The sequence below is a fragment of the Lysobacter claricitrinus genome (assembly GCF_045866565.1).
GTDB classification, from domain to species: domain Bacteria; phylum Pseudomonadota; class Gammaproteobacteria; order Xanthomonadales; family Xanthomonadaceae; genus Cognatilysobacter; species Cognatilysobacter claricitrinus.
This window is the reverse complement of sequence record NZ_BAAFZV010000001.1, coordinates 366567-382589: the sequence shown is the minus strand read 5'-3', so window position 1 is coordinate 382589 and position 16023 is coordinate 366567. Positions and strand designations below refer to the sequence as shown.

Here is a 16023-nt window from a genome sequence, read left to right as displayed (position 1 = left end):
GTGACGGTCGTCGCCTGCGCTACGCTGCCGGCCCGCACGGGGCCCCGACATGAGCATCGAGAACAACGAGCGTCCGCTGGAAAGCGGCGTCCACACCGACCTGGCCGGCCGCCTGACCTACGGCGGCTATCTCCGGCTGGACCGCCTGCTGTCGGCGCAGGAGCCGCTGTCGGACCCGCCGCAGCACGACGAGCTGCTCTTCATCTGCCAGCACCAGGTCAGCGAGCTGTGGATGAAACTGATGATCCACGAGCTGCGTGCGGCGGTCGGTTTCCTGCGCGCGGACGACGTCGGCGCCTGCCAGAAGGTGTTCGCGCGCTGCAAGGCGATCCTGCGCCAGCTCACCGAGATGTGGACCGTGCTGGAGACGCTCACGCCCGCCGACTACATGAAGTTCCGCGACATCCTCGGGCCGTCGTCGGGCTTCCAGTCGTTGCAGTACCGCGCCATCGAATTCCTGCTGGGCAACAAGAACGCGCGGATGCTCGAGGTGTTCGCGCATGAGCCGGACGCGCAGTCGCTGCTCGACGGCCTGCTGCACGCGCCCAGCCTGTATGACGAAGCGTTGCGCTTCCTCGCGCGTCACGGCCACGCGGTGCCGGCGCGCCTGCTGGAGCGCGACTGGTCGGTCACCCATGTGTCCGAGCCCGATCTGTTGCCGGTGCTGGAGCGCATCTACGAGGACTCGACGACGCACTGGGTCGCCTACCAGCTCTGCGAAGACCTGGTCGACCTGGAGACCCAGTTCCAGCTGTGGCGCTTCCGCCACATGCGCACGGTGATGCGCATCATCGGCTTCAAGCGCGGCACCGGCGGGTCGTCGGGGGTCGGTTTCCTCAAGCAGGCGCTGGAGTTGTCGTTCTTTCCGGAGCTGTTCGAGGTGCGCACCCGGATCGGGCTCGACGTCGCTGCGCGGTAGCGCCGCGGCGTCGTGACGCTGCACGCGGTCGTCGCATCGCCCCATTCAGCCTGAAGGCTGCTGCATCGCAGCACGGAAACGCGGTTTGACGCCCCGACGGCCGTTCGGACATCCTCGGCCGGTTGCACGCGTCCGCAGCCCCCGATGCGGCGACATCCACGCAGGTCTTCCAGGAATCACCGAATGAGTGCGCAAGTACCCAACGCCGCAGAACCGATGGGCCCGCCGCTGCAAGCGCCGGGCGGCCCGAATTCCACGCCGCCCGAGTTCAACCAGGTCCTCGGCCATCCGCGTCCGCTGTGGATGCTCTTCATGTCGGAGTTCTGGGAACGCTTCGCGTTCTACGGCATCCGCTGGGCACTCGTGCTGTACGTCGTGGCGCAGTTCCACGGCGGTGATCCGACGGGCGAGAAGCCGGCGAGCGAGTTGTACGGCGCGTACCTCGCACTGGTGTATGCCGGCGCCATCTTCGGCGGCTTCATCGCCGACAAGCTGATCGGTTACCAGCGTTCGATCCTGCTGGGCGCGGTGATCATGGCGCTCGGCCTGTTCATGATCGCGGTGCCGAACGAACAGGTGTTCAAGCTCGGCCTGGCCACGGTCATCGTCGGCAACGGCCTGTTCAAGCCGATCATTTCGACGATGGTGGGCAAGCTCTACGCGCCGACCGACCAGCGTCGCGATTCGGGCTTCACCATCTTCTACATGGGCATCAACCTGGGCGCGATGATCTCACCGGTCATCACCCAGTACCTCGCCCAGAAGATCTTCGGCACCGACGCGATGCCCTCGTACAAGGTGGTGTTCATCGCCGCCGGCGTCGGCATGATCCTGTCGCTGATCTGGTTCTGGGCGGGTCGCGGCCTGCTCAAGGGCATCGGCCTGCCGCCGGCGGGCAAGGAAGGTCTCGGTCGCGTGCTGATGGTCGCCGCGGGCGGCCTGCTGATCGGCGTGCCCGCGTTCTACTTCCTGCTGACCATCAGCGCGCACGCGCTGCAGTTCATCCTGATGGCGCTGATCATCATTCCGGCCGTCATGCTGGTGATCGAAGCGATCCGCGAAGGCACGGTCGCGCGCGACAAGGTGTTCGCGATGCTGATCATCTTCGTGTTCAACGTGCTGTTCTGGGCGTTCTTCGAACAGGCCGGCAGCTCGTTCAACTTCCTCGCCGACAAGATCGTCAACCGCCAGTTCGGCAGCTGGGAATTCCCGGTTGCGTGGTTCCAGTCGGTCAACTCGGTGGCGATCATCGTGCTGGCGCCGATCCTGGCGTGGATCTGGGTGGCGATGGGCCGGGCGAATCCGTCGATCCCGCGCAAGTTCGGCCTGGGCCTGATCTTCAACGGCCTGGCATTCCTGCTGCTGATGTTCGCGCTGACCAAACTCGTCGACGCGCAGACGCTGAAGATCCCGTTCTGGACGCTCTTCATGGTCTACGTGATCCAGTCGGTGGGCGAGCTCTGCCTGTCGCCGATCGGCCTGTCGATGACGACCAAGCTCGCGCCGACGCGCCTGGCCGGCTTCGCGATGGGCTGCTGGTTCCTGTCGATCGCGATCGGCAACAACCTGGCCGGCATCTTCGCGGGCGAGGCCTCGGGCGAAGGCGGCATGACCACCGCGTCCGCGCTGCACGCCTACACGACCGGCTTCTGGCTGCTCGCGGGTTCCGGCGTGCTGCTGTTCCTGGTCGCGCCGCTGGTGCAGCGCCTGATGCACGGCATCAAGTAAGCGCGGTACGTGACACGAAAAAGGCGGCCTCCGGGCCGCCTTTTTCTTTGCGCGATCGGGCTGCGTCAGCGCGTCCCGAGATCCGCTTCCGCGCGCAGCTCCAGTTCGTCGAGGCGGTCGAGCAAACGGAATAGCACGTCGCGTTCGTCCGCGGCCATGCCGTCGAGCAGGCGCTTTTCGAATTCGATTGCCAGTGGCGCGACCTGGTCGTGGATGGCGACGCCTTCGGCGGACAGACGCAGCACCGAGCGGCGGCGATCGTCGTCGTGGATCTCGCGCTCGACCCGGCCCGCCTCGACCAGCCCGGCGACCGCGCGACTCACCGCCACCTTGTCCATTGCCGTGCGCTGCGCGACCTCGCCGGCCGACAGGTCCGGGTAGCGACCGAGCACCGCCATCACCCGCCATTCGGTGACGCCGAGGCCGAAGCGCTCGGAATACATATGCGCGATCGCGCCGCTGACGCGGTTGCTCAGCACCGACAGCCGGTAGGGCAGGAAGTGCTCGAGGTCGAGGGTGGCGGCGTCCCGGTTCAGGCTCATGCTGCGTCGCGCCTTGCAAGTAGTTTCATCTGAAACTATAAAGCTTCGACCCCGCGCCGCAAGCCCGGCGCCCCATTTCTTTCGCGAGGACTCCCCCATGAGCGCCCAGCCCAATCTCGGCATGCAGGTCACCACGTTCGAGAACCCGATGGGCATCAACGGGTTCGAGTTCGTCGAATTCGCCGCGCCGGAAGGCCAGGGTGGCGCGATGTGCGACTACCTCGAGCGCCTCGGCTTCACGGCGGTCGCCAAGCACAAGAGCCGCGCGATCACCCTGTTCCGGCAGGGCGGCGTCAACTTCCTGTTGAACGAAGAGCCGAACTCGTTCGCCTCGAAGTTCGCGGAAGCGCACGGCCCGTCCGCGTGCGGCTTCGCGATCCGCTTCACCAAGCCGACTACCGAGGTGCTGGCGCACGCAACCTCGAACGGCGGTGAGGAAATCAATGGCGTCGGTGCGGTCGATGCGCTCAAGATCAACGGCATCGGCGACTGCATGCTGTACCTGATCGACGACGGCGCGAACGTCTACGAGGACTACGTCGCGATCCCGGGCGTCGATCAGAACCCGCGCGGTTTCGGCCTGACCTTCATCGACCACCTCACGCACAACCTGTTCCTCGGGAACATGCAGAAGTGGTCGGACTACTACGAGCGCCTGTTCAACTTCCGCGAGATCCGCTACTTCGACATCAAGGGCGCCAAGACCGGCCTGCTGTCGAAGGCGATGACCGCGCCGGACGGCGTCGTGCGCATCCCGCTCAACGAATCGAGCGACGAGAAGAGCCAGATCAACGAATACCTGCGCGCTTACAACGGCGAAGGCATCCAGCACATCGCGCTGTTCACCGACGACATCTATTCGACCATCGAAGCGATGCGCGAAAAGAACATCGCCTTCCTCGACACGCCGGACACCTATTTCGACGTGATCGATGCGCGCGTGCCGAACCACGGCGAGGACGTCGAGCGCCTGCGTCGCAACGCGATCCTGATCGACGCCGATCTCGAAACGAAGCAGCGCAAGCTGCTGCAGATCTTCACCCAGAACGCGTTCGGCCCGATCTTCTTCGAGATCATCCAGCGCAAGGGCAACGAAGGGTTTGGCGAAGGCAACTTCCAAGCGCTGTTCGAGAGCATCGAGCGCGACCAGATGAAGCGCGGCGTGCTGTAACCGACACGATCCACCGGCCCCTGCTCGCAGGGGCCTTTCGTATCCGCGACGGAACATTCCGATGACGATTGAATCCACCGGCTACCAGTCCGGCTTCGGCAACGAATTCGCCACCGAGGCGCGCGCCGGCACGCTGCCGGAAGGCCGCAACTCGCCGCAGCGCGTCGCGCACGGGCTCTACGCCGAGCAGATCTCCGGCACCGCGTTCACCGCGCCGCGCCACGCCAACCGTCGCAGCTGGCTGTATCGCATCCGGCCCGCGGCGATGCATGGCCCGTTTGCGCGATACGAAGGTCGCGCGTCGGAAACGTTCCACAACGATTTCGACACCGGCCCGGTCAGTCCCGACCAGATGCGCTGGAGCCCGATGCCGTTGCCGACGGATGCGTCGGTCGATTTCCTCGATGGCCTGTTCACCATGGCCGGCAATGGCTGCGCCGCATCGCAGTCGGGCATCGGCGTGCATATGTACGCGGCGAATGGCGACATGCAGGGCCGCTGGTTCTACGACGCCGACGGCGAGCTGCTGATCGTGCCGCAGCAGGGCCGCCTGCACATCGAAACCGAACTCGGCGTGCTCGACGTGGAGCCACAGCAGGTCGCGGTGATTCCGCGCGGCATCCGCTTCGCGGTGAAGCTGCCCGACGGCGCGTCGCGCGGCTACGTCTGCGAGAACTTCGGCGCGTTCCTGCGCATTCCGGACCTCGGCCCCATCGGTTCCAACGGCCTCGCCAATCCGCGCGATTTCCTCACGCCTAACGCCGCGTTCGAGGATGTCGAAGGCGACTACGAGCTGGTCGCCAAATTCCAAGGGCACCTCTGGCGCGCGGCCATCGGTCATTCGCCCATCGACGTCGTCGGCTGGCACGGCAACCACGTGCCGTACCTGTACGACCTGCGCCGCTTCAACACTATCGGGTCGATCAGCTTCGACCACCCAGACCCGTCGATCTTCCTGGTGCTCACCAGCCCGAGCGATACACCAGGCGTCGGCAACATGGACTTCGTGATCTTCCCGCCGCGCTGGCTGGTGGCGCAGGACACGTTCCGTCCGCCGTGGTTCCACCGCAACATCGCCAGCGAATTCATGGGGCTGATCCATGGCGCGTACGACGCCAAGGCCGAAGGCTTCTCGCCCGGCGGCGCGTCGCTGCACAACTGCATGACCGGCCACGGCCCCGACGCCGCGACATTCGACAAGGCCAGCAATGCCGACCTGTCGAAGCCGGACGTCGTCAAGGGCACGATGGCCTTCATGTTCGAGGCGCGCATGGTGATTCGCCCGACGCAGCAGGCCATCGACGCCGCGCACCGCCAGCGCGACTACCAGGCCTGCTGGTCCGGACTGAAGAAGAACTTCGACGCGCGCTGAGCCGACGCGGCATGACGCGAGGCGCGCGCCGGGATCGGGCCATCGCACGTGCGCGTCGTGACGCCGAGCGCCGCTTCGCGAGGGATTCACGGCCGCCGGCTAGGCTGCCGCGAACCCCTGCGTGGAGCGCTCCATGAAGCATGCCGTGTCGCTGATCCTGGTCGCCGGACTGTGCGCCTGCTCGGGCCGCCCCGCGGACGACCGCGCGGCGACGTCCCCGACGTCGACCCCCGCAGCGCCGTCAACCGATGCGTCCTCGGAAGCCGACCATGCCGCCGCCGACGCGGCGGTGCGCAACGAGCCCGCCGCGCCGACGCCGGACAGCATATCGTCCGCGCCGCCCGCGGGCGCGCAGGGCATCGCCGTCGGCGAACCGAATCCCAGCGCGCCGGGCGGCTTCCATCCGGCCGACGAAACGCCCCCGGCCAGCGGCCTCGCGCATTTCGACGGCTACGGCGACATGAAGTTCGGCATGAACGTCGAACAGGCGAAGAAGGCCTGGGGCGGTGACCTCAACGGCAAGGTCAACGGCAACGCCTGCACCTACCTCAACCCGGTCGGCAACAAGTCCCCGTCGTATTTCGCCTTCATGTTCGAGGGCGGCAAGTTCGTCCGCTACGACGTCGGCAACGACAAGGAAGTGGCGCCGGGCGGCGGTCGTCGTGGCATGAGCGCCGACGACATCAAGCGCCTCTACGCGGGTCGCGTCACCGAAACGCCGCACAAGTACGTCGACGGCGGCAAGTATCTGAAGGTGACCGGCGACGGCGGTGCGGTGGTGTTCGAGACCGATGCGAAGGGCAAGGTCACCGAATGGCATGCGGGCGTCGCACCGCAGGTCGACTACGTTGAAGGCTGTTCCTGAGGATCGCCCATGCCCAGCCTTTCCTATTCCGCGTCGTGGTTCCTGCTCGCCCTCGTACTGCTGGCGATCGGCGGCGACATCGTCGTCCGCGGCGCGGCGGGCCTGGCGCGACGGCTCGGTTGGCCGCCATTCGCGGTCGGCATCGCGATCGTCGCGCTGGCGACGTCCATTCCCGAACTGGTCGTCAATTTCTATGCCGTGGCCAAAGGGCAGGGCGAGCTCGCGCTGGGTAACGCGGTGGGCAGCAACGTCGTCAACGTCGGGCTGACGCTCGCGGTCGCCGCGATGGTGACGCCGGTGCTGGTGCGCTGGCGCGCGCTCGCGCATTTGCTGGTGGTGTTGCTCGCGGCGACGGCGCTGGTGCTATTGATGTCGCTCGACGGGCGTCTCTCGATGCTCGACGGCGTGATCCTGGTGGTCGCGTTCGTGGTGGTGTTCGTCGCCAAGCTGATGCGCGGTGGTAGCGAGGCACCCGAAGTGCATGGGCAGATCGAGAATGCGGCGCCGGCCGGCGGTTCGCTCGGCCTCAATCTTCTCTTCGTCGTACTCGCCGCGGTGTTCCTCGGTTGCGGCGCGGTGATCCTGGTAGCGCACGCGCCCGCGCTCGGCCAGGCGATCGGCCTGACGCCGCTGGTGACCGGCCTGTTGCCGGTCGCGATCGGCACCGCACTGCCGGAGATGGCGGGCGCGGTGCGTGCCGCGCGTCGCGGCCACGGCGACCTTGTCGCCGGCCACGTGATCGGCTCGAGTCTGGTCAACATCCTGCTGGTGCTGGGCGGCATGGCGCTGCTCGCGCACGGCCTGACGATCCCGGCGTCGTTCGTGCGTTACGAGCTGCCGGCGGCGTTCGTGTTCTGCGCGCTGATGCTGCCGATCGTGCGCGGCGACATGCGCGTGTCGCGCGGCGAAGGCGCGGTGCTCGCCGTCGCGCTGCTCGGCTGGATCGTCTTCGAGATCCTCCTGCTGCACCGCTGACGCACCAAACGCGGTCGATATACTCGCCGCATGGGTGGAATGCGCAGTCCTTCGGCCATCGGGCCGCGCGCGGTGCGCGCGCTCGCCGACTTCTTCCGGTTGGAAGCGGCCGGCGGCATCGTGCTCATCGCCGCCGCGGTGGTCGCGATGGTCTGCGCGAATTCAGCGCTTGCGGGCGCCTACGATGCGTTCCGGCGCATGCCGTTCGCCGTGCACATCGGGGACATCGGCCTCGCCAAGCCGTTGCTGCTGTGGATCAACGACGGCCTGATGGCGATCTTCTTCCTGCTCGTCGCGCTGGAGATCAAGCGCGAGGCCATCAGCGGGCAGCTCGCAGAGCGTAGCCAGCTCATGTTGCCGCTGGCGTGCGCGGTCGCCGGCGTCGCGGTGCCGGCATTGATCTTCGTCGCGTTCAACCACGGGGATGCCGGTGCGATGCGCGGCTGGGCGGTGCCCACCGCGACCGACATCGCGTTCGCACTCGGCGTGCTCGCACTGCTGGGCCCGCGCGTGCCGGTCGGCATGAAGCTCCTGCTGTCGACAATCGCAGTGGTCGACGACCTGATCGCGATCCTGATCATCGCGGTCTTCTATTCGCATGGAATGTCGCTGCTCGCGCTCGGTTTCGCGGCGCTCGCGCTGCTCGCGATGTTCGTGCTGAACCGCCTGCGCGTGACCGCACTTACGCCGTACCTGGTGCTGGGCGTGGTGCTTTGGGTCTGCGTGCTGAAGTCCGGCGTGCACGCGACGCTGGCCGGCGTCGCGACGGGCCTGATGATCCCGCACGTGGACAAGCGCAATGCGATCGACGACGAAGTCGAGCATTCGGCGCTCGAGACGCTGGAACACGCGCTGCACCCCTGGGTGGCGTACGCGATCCTGCCGCTGTTCGCGTTCGCGAACGCCGGCCTGGCGGTGCGTGGCCTCGCCATCGGTGACATGTTCGACGCGTTGCCGCTCGGCATCGTGTTGGGACTCGTGGTCGGCAAGCCGATCGGTATCGCCGGTGCGGCGCTCGGCCTGCGCGCGCTCGGCGTGGTGCGCTTGCCGGAGGGCATGGATGTGCGCTCCACGCTGGGCCTCGGCTTGCTGTGCGGCATTGGGTTCACGATGAGCCTGTTCATCGCATCGCTCGCCTATGACGACGCGCTGCGCTACGAGGAGGCTGTGCTGGGCGTGCTTGCGGCATCGGTGCTGTCGGCGTTGCTCGGATACGCATGGCTGCGGCCGGCGTTGGCGCGAGGCATGCACTGATGCGGCACGCGCTGGTGTTCGGCGGCACCGGGCAGATCGGTGAGCCACTCATCGACCGCCTGCGCAACGCCGGCTGGCGCATCACCGCCGTGTCGCGCAATCCGCAGCGCGACGAGCCCGGGCTGACGTGGCTGCAGGGCGCCTTCGATGCAATGCCGGCGCTGCCGGCTGAAGTCGATGCGATCGTGAGTTGCGGCCCGCTCGATGCGTTCTCCTACTGGTATGCACGCGGCGCGCCGCAGGCATCGCGCGTAATCGCATTCGGGTCGACCAGCGTGGTGGTGAAACAGCATTCGGTCGATGCGGACGAGCGCGATGTCGCGCAACGCCTGCAACTCGCGGAAGACCGGTTGATGACCACCGCACGCGAACGCGCCGCAGCGGTAACCATCCTGCGCCCGACGCTGGTCTACGGCGCCGCGCGTGATGCCACGTTGAGTCGCATCGCGCGCATCGCGCATCGCATGCGCTGGTTTCCGTTGCCCCGCCGAGCGACCGGCCTGCGCCAGCCGGTGCACGTCGGCGATCTCGCGGCCGCCGCGGTCGACTGCATCGGCGCGACGGCCGCGCACGATCGCGCGTTCGACCTGCCCGGCGGCGAGACACTCGCGTATCGCGACATGGTGCGCCGCGTCCTGCGCGTGCTGGAACCGCCCGCACACCTGCTCGAGCTGCCGCTGCCGGTGTTCGAGTTCGCGGTGCGGATGGCGCAGTCGCGCGGCATTGCAACGGGTTTCGGCGACGCCGCGATCGAGCGCATGCGGCGCGACCTCGTGTTCGATGCGACCCCGGCGCGCGAAGCGTTCGGTTATGCGCCGCGCGCATTCGCGCCGAAGGCGTCGATGTTCCCGCGCGCGGGCTGATCAGATTTCGACCGGATCGCGCACGACCTCGCGCGACTTCGCCAGCGTGCGCAGCGCGATGATCAGCACGCCGCCCAGCACCATCGCGCCGCCGACGAGCAGTCGCGGCCCCGGTCGATCGCCCCAGAACAGCACGCCGAGAATCACCGCCAGCACTGGCGAGATCAGCAGCCACGGCGTGACCTGTGCGATCGGATGGCGCTTCACGAGTACGTAGTAGAGGCCGTGTCCGAGCAGCGACGACACGAACGCCGCGTACGCCGCGCCCACCCAGCCGACCCACGACACCTGCGGCAGTTTCGCGATCGCGCCGGGTTCAACGAAGTGGCTGACCACGAGCAACGGCAGCATGCTGATCAGCGCGATCCAGCCCTGCTGGCTGAACACGTCGAGACCTTTCAGGCGCTTCATCAGCACGGTGGCGGTCGCGAGGAACACCGCGGAGATCAGCATCGACACCAGCGACGCCGGATGGTCGAGCACGATCGGATCGAAGCCCAGCACGAGAACGCCGCCGAAACTCACCGCGATCGCGAGCGAGGTGCGCCATCCGAATCGCTCACCAAGCACGAACCAGCCCAGCAGCGCGGTCATCGGCACGTAGCTCTGCATCACGATCGCGGGAGACGACAGGTCGCCCGCGAGCTTGAGCGAGGTGAAGCTCAACCCGAAGTGCAGCACGCCCAGGCACAGCGCGACGGTCAGCAGTCGGGGCCACTGGCCTTCGGCGGGGCGCTTGATGAAGGGCAGCAACGCGAATCCGAGGATCGCGAAACGCAGGGCCGTAAACAGGAACGGCGGAATCTCCCGCAGCGCGAGCGCGGACGTGAGGAAGTTGCCTGCCCACGCCAGGCAGATCAGCAGGACGAGCGCCAGGTCGCGGCCGCCGAGGCCGGCGCTGCGCGTCATCAGTAGCCGATGCCCATGCGGCGATAGAGCTTGGCCAGCACCCAGGCCGGACCGATCAGCAGGTAGGTGATATCGGTGAGGAAGCTGGGCTTGCGCCCTTCGATCTTGTGGCCGACGAACTGCCCGATCCACGCGACGACGAACACCGCGAACGCGAGCGTCAGCAGGCCTTTCGCGCCCAGCACCATGAACAGCACGCGCGTGAGCAGGCCGAGCGCCACGAACACGATCGCCATGCCGAGCCCGAGGCTGCGCGAATGACGGTAGTAGAACAGCGCCGCCAGCAGCATCGCCGCGCCGGCGAACACGCCATCGTTGAACATCGACGACGGCGACGGGATGCACCACAGCAACGCGATCACGCTCCACAGGATCGCCGGCACACACAGCACGTGGATGTGCTGGTTGGTGTGGTTGCGGTGGTCGTCGCTGTAGCTCGCGAACCAGCGGTCGATGGGGCGGTCGGCGGTGGCGTTCATGGCGCGGTCCCGGGTTGAGCGTTGATGATGCCGCAGCGGCGCACGCGCCGGCGTTGCAGCAATGGGACAGCCGCTACGGAACCGCGACGCCTCAGTCGACCGAAATACCCGCCAGCCGATCGAGCGCTTCGGCGTACTTCGCACGCGTCTTCTCGATGACCTCGGCCGGCAGCGTCGGCCCCGGCGGCGTCTTGTCCCAGCCGACCGCTTCCAGGTAGTCGCGCACGAACTGCTTGTCGTAGCTCGGCGGGCTGGTGCCGACCTCGTACGAATCCGCCGGCCAGTAGCGCGACGAATCCGGCGTCAGCATTTCGTCCATGACGTAGAGGCGGCCGTCGGCATCGGTGCCGAACTCGAACTTGGTGTCGGCGAGGAGGATGCCGCGCTGCGCCGCGTAGTCGGCCGCATACGCGTACAGGCGCAGCGTCGCGTCGCGCACGGCTTCGGCGAGCTCGGCGCCACACAGGCGCACCGCGGCGTCGAAGTCGATGTTCTCGTCGTGGTCGCCGACCGCGGCCTTCGTCGACGGCGTAAAGATCGGCTCGGGCAACTTCTCGGCCTGGCGCAGGCCGTCGGGCAGTGCAATGCCGGACACGCGACCGGTGCGCTGGTAGTCCTTCCAGCCGCTGCCGATGAGATAGCCGCGCGCGATGCATTCGATCGGTACGGGCTTCAGGCGGCGGGTCACCACTGCGCGCTTCGAGTACAGCGCCGCGTCGACACCCTCGGGCAGCACGCTCGCCACGTCGATGCCGGTGAGGTGATTGGGGACGATGTGCGCGGTCTTGCCGAACCAGAAGTTGCTGATTTGGCAGAGCATCTCGCCCTTGCCGGGAATCGGGTCGGGCAGCACCACGTCGAACGCGCTGAGGCGGTCGGTCGCGACGATGAGCAGGTGGTCGCCATCACGCGCTTCGGTCGGCAGGCGCTCGGCCGGCACGTCGAACACGTCGCGGACCTTGCCGCGGTGGCGCAGGTGGAGCCCGGGAAGATCGGACGTCAGCAACGAATGGCGCATGGGCCTGTCGAGCACGGCCGCCTGACGGCGGCGGGCCGGGCAGTGTACGCCGGCCGCCGTCGTGCTGCAGGTACACTGCCGGCCCGATCCCCGACCCTGCAGGCAGGGCCCGCCGCGTGCGAACGACCCGGTGGTACGGCAAATTGCTGGGCTTCTTCGCGGGTGCCGCGCTGCTGCGCGCCGAACCGCCGCTGGGCGCGCTGCTCGGCCTGTTGATCGGCCACGCCTTCGACGCGGACTGGTTTCGCCTGCGCGACGACCCCTACCGCGTGCTCCGCGTACCGGACGACGCCAGCGACGCCGACATCGACCAGGCCTATCGCCGGATGATGTCGCAGTACCACCCCGACAAGTTCGCCACGGCCGCACCCGAGCTGCGCCGTCGCGCCGAGACCAAGGCGCGCGAGATCAATGGCGCCTACGACCGCATCCAGGCGCTGCGCAAGCCGCGTCGCTGACCTCCGAGATCGCCATGCAATCGACCGTCATCGCCCCGTCCATCCTGTCCGCGAACTTCGCGAAGCTCGGCGAGGAAGTCGACAACGTGCTGAAGGCGGGCGCCGACTGGGTGCACTTCGACGTGATGGACAACCATTACGTACCCAACCTCACCATCGGCCCGCTGGTCTGCGAGGCGCTGCGCAAGCACGGCGTCACCGCGCCGATCGACGTGCACCTGATGGTCGAGCCGGTCGATCGCATCGTCCCCGACTTTGCCAAGGCCGGCGCGTCGATGATCACGTTCCATCCGGAAGCGAGCCGGCACGTGCATCGCACCGTGCAGCTGATCAAGTCGCTCGGCTGCCAGGCCGGGATCGTGCTGAATCCGGCAACGCCGGTCGACGTGCTCGATTACGTGCTGTCGGACATCGACATGGTGCTGCTGATGTCGGTGAACCCCGGCTTCGGCGGGCAGGCCTTCATTCCGTCCGCGCTCGACAAGCTGCGCCGCGTGCGTTCGATGATCGATGCGAGCGGCCGCCACGTGCGGCTGGAGATCGACGGTGGCGTCAAGGCCGACAACATCGCCGAGATCGCCGCGGCGGGTGCGGATACGTTCGTCGCCGGCTCGGCGATCTTCAACTCGCCGGACTACGCCGATGTCATCACACGCATGAAGTCCGCGGTGGACGACGCGCGCCGTCGCTGACCGACCAAGAAAAAGCCGGCGCGCGAACGCACCGGCCGGGGAAGTGGAGGCATCCTGCCTCGGCGATCGTCCCTGCAATGGCCTTCCATGCTCCGCGTCGGCGGTGACAGCGTGATGACACGCGCGGCTCAGGCGCGTTGCAGGCGGCTGGTGTCGAGCGTCTGCATTCCGACGAGGCGGTGGCGACGTCGCGCCAGCGCGATCGTCGCCAGCATGATGACGGCCGTTCCCGGCAAGCTGGCTTCCAGCCCGAATGCACCGCCGGTCCACCACGTCGGACCGGCGAGGTGCGGCGTCAGCAAGCCCGTCGATGCGTTGCCACTCACGCCGAAGCCCAGCAGCACGCCCTGCGTCGCGTTGAGCGCGAAATGCAGGGCGATCGGCAGCGCGAGTCCGCGCGTGCGCAACCGAACCAGGCCGAACAGCAGTGACGCGGCGAAAATGTCGACGGTGGCGATGACGCGCGTCACGCCGGTCATGCCCGGGTTGTTCCAGTGGTTGAGCACGAAGTAGGCGCCCATGAGCAGTTGCGCCGGCCATGCGCCCAGTCCGTCGACCAGGCGTTGGAATACGAAGCCGCGGAAAATCAGTTCTTCGGTGATGGCAGTCGCCGCGCAACCCAGCAGGGCGGGTGCGATGACGGCGAAGGCATCCGGATTCGCCGACCAGCGGACGCAGCCTGTCATCCACAGCATGGACGCGGTGAGCGACCACAGGGCGAAGCCCGCCACCACACCGTACGTGACGTTGCGCGGAACGCCGCGTGCGCGGCCGAACACTGCGGACATCGGCTCGCGTCGCATCGCAGTGCAGGCGGCCGTTGCGAACAGTGCCATCAACGCCTGCGCCGGCAACGGAACCTGCGCGCCGCGCGGCGTCGCCCACAGCTGAGCCGGGATCACAAATGCGGCGAGTACCACGAAGAACAGCAACGCCCACCATCCATTGCGCAGGCGGTGTTTCGGGTCGAACAGCGGATTGATCAAGGCCACGCTCCCTGTGCGCCAACGGCGCGATCCTCAACAGTGTGGCGCCGGGCTGCACGGCGATCAGCGGTCACACGGCACCCTGACCAATGGCGGATCGCCCTGACCCGGCCGCGGATCGCGCGTTGCAGGGCGAGCCGCTATAGTCGCGCCCATGAACCGTCACGCGCACCTGCATGTCCTCGCCACGGGTTGGCGATGGTGGCCTTGAGCCACCGTCGTCCATCGCACCCGTCGTCTCTCCGAGGAAGCACCGCGTGACATCGTCCGAGTCGTTCCAGCAGCTGGCCGCACAGGGCCACAACCGCATCCCCGTCGTGCGCGAAGTGCCGAGTGATCTCGACACGCCGCTGTCGGTCTACCTCAAGCTCGCCGACGGGCCGCATACCTACCTGTTCGAGTCGGTGGAAGGTGGCGAACGGTTCGGTCGCTATTCGATCATCGGCCTGCCCGCGCGCCGCGTTTATGCGTTTGCCGGGAACATGTTGTTCGTTACGGAAGACGGTGAACTGATCGACTCGCGCGAAGTCGGCGACCCGTTCGCGGAAGTCGAAGCGCTGCGCGCGCAGTTCTCGGTGCCCAAGCTCGACGGCCTGCCGGAATTCACCGGTGGCCTGGTCGGCTGGTTCGGCTTCGAATGCATCCAGTACATCGAGCCGCGCTTCGCCCGGCCGCAATTGCACGACGAACTCGGCACGCCCGACATCCTGCTGATGCTCAGCGAGGAAGTCGCGGTGTTCGACAACCTCAAGGGCCGGCTGTACCTGATCGTGCATGCCGACCCGTCGCAGCCGCATGCATTCGCGCGCGCGAACCGGCGTCTCGATGAGCTGACGCATCGCCTGCGCCAGGGCGGCCCCGGCTATCCGGAAACGCTGCATGCCGCGGCGCTCGACGAAAGCGATTTCGTCTCGGGTTTCACCCGCGACGGCTTCATCGCCGCGGTCGAGAAGTCGAAGGAGTACATCCGCGCCGGCGACATCTTCCAGGTGGTGCTGAGCCAGCGCCTGTCGGTGCCATTCACCGCGCGGCCGGTCGATGTCTACCGCGCACTGCGTGCGCTCAACCCGTCGCCGTACATGTATTTCCTCGACGTCGGCGACATGCAGGTGGTTGGCAGTTCGCCCGAAATCCTCGTTCGGCTAGAAGACGGCAACGTCACCGTGCGCCCTATCGCCGGCACGCGCCGCCGTGGCGCGACGCCCGAGGAAGACACCGCGCTCGAGGCTGAGCTGCTGGCCGATCCCAAGGAGCGCGCCGAGCACCTGATGCTGATCGACCTCGGCCGCAACGATGTCGGTCGCGTCAGCGAAGCGGGTACCGTCGAAGTCGGCGAGCAGTTCGTGATCGAACGCTACAGCCACGTCATGCACATCGTCAGTGAAGTCACGGGGCGTTTGAAGGACGGCCTGAGTTACGCCGACGTCCTGCGCGCGACGTTCCCCGCCGGCACCGTGAGCGGCGCACCGAAGATCCGCGCGTTGGAAGTCATCCGCGAACTCGAACCGATCAAGCGCAACGTCTACGCCGGCAGCATCGGCTACATCGGCTGGCACGGCGACGCCGACACCGCGATCGCGATCCGCACCGCCGTCATCCAGGACGGCCGACTGCACGTGCAGGCCGGCGCCGGCATCGTCCACGACTCCGATCCCGCCGCCGAGTGGGAAGAGACGATGAGCAAGGGGCGCGCGTTGTTCCGCGCGGTGGCACAGGCGGCGAAGGGGCTGTAAGGCAATCGGCCCGTGCGCCGCGTCGCGGTCCATGATCGGCTGATGTCCGTTTCCGACCC

General features: G+C 67.3%; 16 protein-coding genes. 11 read left to right on the top strand and 5 right to left on the bottom strand.

Going from position 1 to position 16023, the window contains the following annotated elements:
* Nucleotides 1-49 precede the first annotated feature (49 nt).
* Together ACKTTN_RS01695 and ACKTTN_RS01690 are read left to right on the top strand one after the other, a co-directional pair.
* On the top strand, nucleotides 50-919 hold the full coding sequence (locus tag ACKTTN_RS01695; RefSeq protein ID WP_407908142.1) for a tryptophan 2,3-dioxygenase: 870 nt from the start codon (nucleotides 50-52) through the stop codon (nucleotides 917-919).
* A 216-nt stretch (nucleotides 920-1135) separates the two neighbouring features.
* A complete protein-coding gene (locus tag ACKTTN_RS01690; RefSeq protein WP_407908693.1) occupies nucleotides 1136-2647 on the top strand; it encodes a peptide MFS transporter in 1512 nt (503 codons plus the stop codon).
* 65 nt (nucleotides 2648-2712) lie between these two features.
* Here the strand turns inward: ACKTTN_RS01690 and ACKTTN_RS01685 are convergent, their stop codons facing one another.
* On the bottom strand, nucleotides 2713-3189 hold the full coding sequence (locus ACKTTN_RS01685; protein WP_407908141.1) for a MarR family winged helix-turn-helix transcriptional regulator: 477 nt from the start codon (nucleotides 3187-3189) through the stop codon (nucleotides 2713-2715).
* A gap of 97 nt (nucleotides 3190-3286) precedes the next feature.
* Between ACKTTN_RS01685 and hppD the strand changes: the two genes are divergently transcribed.
* The 6 genes from hppD (at nucleotide 3287) to ACKTTN_RS01655 (ending at nucleotide 9689) form a co-directional block, all read left to right on the top strand.
* Nucleotides 3287-4360 (top strand): 4-hydroxyphenylpyruvate dioxygenase, encoded by a 1074-nt coding sequence (gene hppD, locus ACKTTN_RS01680; protein WP_407908140.1) that lies wholly within the window; start codon nucleotides 3287-3289, stop codon nucleotides 4358-4360.
* Nucleotides 4361-4421: 61 nt separating this feature from the next.
* Nucleotides 4422-5732 carry a homogentisate 1,2-dioxygenase gene (gene hmgA / locus ACKTTN_RS01675; RefSeq protein ID WP_407908139.1) on the top strand — a complete coding sequence of 437 codons (1311 nt, stop codon included), beginning with the start codon at nucleotides 4422-4424 and terminating at the stop codon, nucleotides 5730-5732.
* Between the two features lie 133 nt (nucleotides 5733-5865).
* Nucleotides 5866-6597 (top strand): lectin, encoded by a 732-nt coding sequence (locus ACKTTN_RS01670; RefSeq protein WP_407908138.1) that lies wholly within the window; start codon nucleotides 5866-5868, stop codon nucleotides 6595-6597.
* A 9-nt stretch (nucleotides 6598-6606) separates the two neighbouring features.
* Nucleotides 6607-7572 carry a sodium:calcium antiporter gene (locus tag ACKTTN_RS01665; RefSeq protein ID WP_407908137.1) on the top strand — a complete coding sequence of 322 codons (966 nt, stop codon included), beginning with the start codon at nucleotides 6607-6609 and terminating at the stop codon, nucleotides 7570-7572.
* Between the two features lie 39 nt (nucleotides 7573-7611).
* Complete coding sequence (gene nhaA, locus ACKTTN_RS01660; protein WP_407908136.1) at nucleotides 7612-8826, top strand: Na+/H+ antiporter NhaA; 1215 nt, start codon at nucleotides 7612-7614, stop codon at nucleotides 8824-8826.
* Nucleotides 8826-9689 carry an NAD-dependent epimerase/dehydratase family protein gene (locus ACKTTN_RS01655; RefSeq protein WP_407908135.1) on the top strand — a complete coding sequence of 288 codons (864 nt, stop codon included), beginning with the start codon at nucleotides 8826-8828 and terminating at the stop codon, nucleotides 9687-9689. The genes nhaA and ACKTTN_RS01655 overlap by 1 nt, the downstream gene beginning before the upstream one ends.
* Here the strand turns inward: ACKTTN_RS01655 and ACKTTN_RS01650 are convergent, their stop codons facing one another.
* From ACKTTN_RS01650 to ACKTTN_RS01640, 3 genes are all read right to left on the bottom strand, one after another.
* Nucleotides 9690-10598, bottom strand: coding sequence for a DMT family transporter (locus tag ACKTTN_RS01650; RefSeq protein WP_407908134.1), 909 nt, complete (start codon nucleotides 10596-10598; stop codon nucleotides 9690-9692).
* A complete protein-coding gene (locus tag ACKTTN_RS01645; RefSeq protein ID WP_407908133.1) occupies nucleotides 10598-11077 on the bottom strand; it encodes an Mpo1 family 2-hydroxy fatty acid dioxygenase in 480 nt (159 codons plus the stop codon). The genes ACKTTN_RS01650 and ACKTTN_RS01645 overlap by 1 nt, the downstream gene beginning before the upstream one ends.
* A gap of 91 nt (nucleotides 11078-11168) precedes the next feature.
* Nucleotides 11169-12095: a phosphoribosylaminoimidazolesuccinocarboxamide synthase gene (locus ACKTTN_RS01640; RefSeq protein ID WP_407908132.1), complete on the bottom strand. Its 927-nt coding sequence runs from the start codon at nucleotides 12093-12095 to the stop codon at nucleotides 11169-11171.
* A gap of 116 nt (nucleotides 12096-12211) precedes the next feature.
* Here ACKTTN_RS01640 and ACKTTN_RS01635 point away from each other — a divergent pair, with 116 nt between their 5' ends.
* Together ACKTTN_RS01635 and rpe are read left to right on the top strand one after the other, a co-directional pair.
* Entirely contained in the window at nucleotides 12212-12553 is a 342-nt protein-coding gene (locus ACKTTN_RS01635; RefSeq protein ID WP_407908131.1) for a J domain-containing protein, read from the top strand.
* Between the two features lie 14 nt (nucleotides 12554-12567).
* Nucleotides 12568-13245 (top strand): ribulose-phosphate 3-epimerase, encoded by a 678-nt coding sequence (gene rpe, locus ACKTTN_RS01630; protein ID WP_407908130.1) that lies wholly within the window; start codon nucleotides 12568-12570, stop codon nucleotides 13243-13245.
* Between the two features lie 128 nt (nucleotides 13246-13373).
* On the opposite strand, the gene ACKTTN_RS01625 is transcribed toward rpe, so the two are convergent.
* On the bottom strand, nucleotides 13374-14231 hold the full coding sequence (locus ACKTTN_RS01625) for a CPBP family intramembrane glutamic endopeptidase (RefSeq protein ID WP_407908129.1): 858 nt from the start codon (nucleotides 14229-14231) through the stop codon (nucleotides 13374-13376).
* 326 nt (nucleotides 14232-14557) lie between these two features.
* On the opposite strand from ACKTTN_RS01625, the gene trpE reads away from it, so the two are divergent.
* Entirely contained in the window at nucleotides 14558-15964 is a 1407-nt protein-coding gene (gene trpE, locus ACKTTN_RS01620; protein WP_407908692.1) for an anthranilate synthase component I, read from the top strand.
* Nucleotides 15965-16023: the final 59 nt, after the last annotated feature.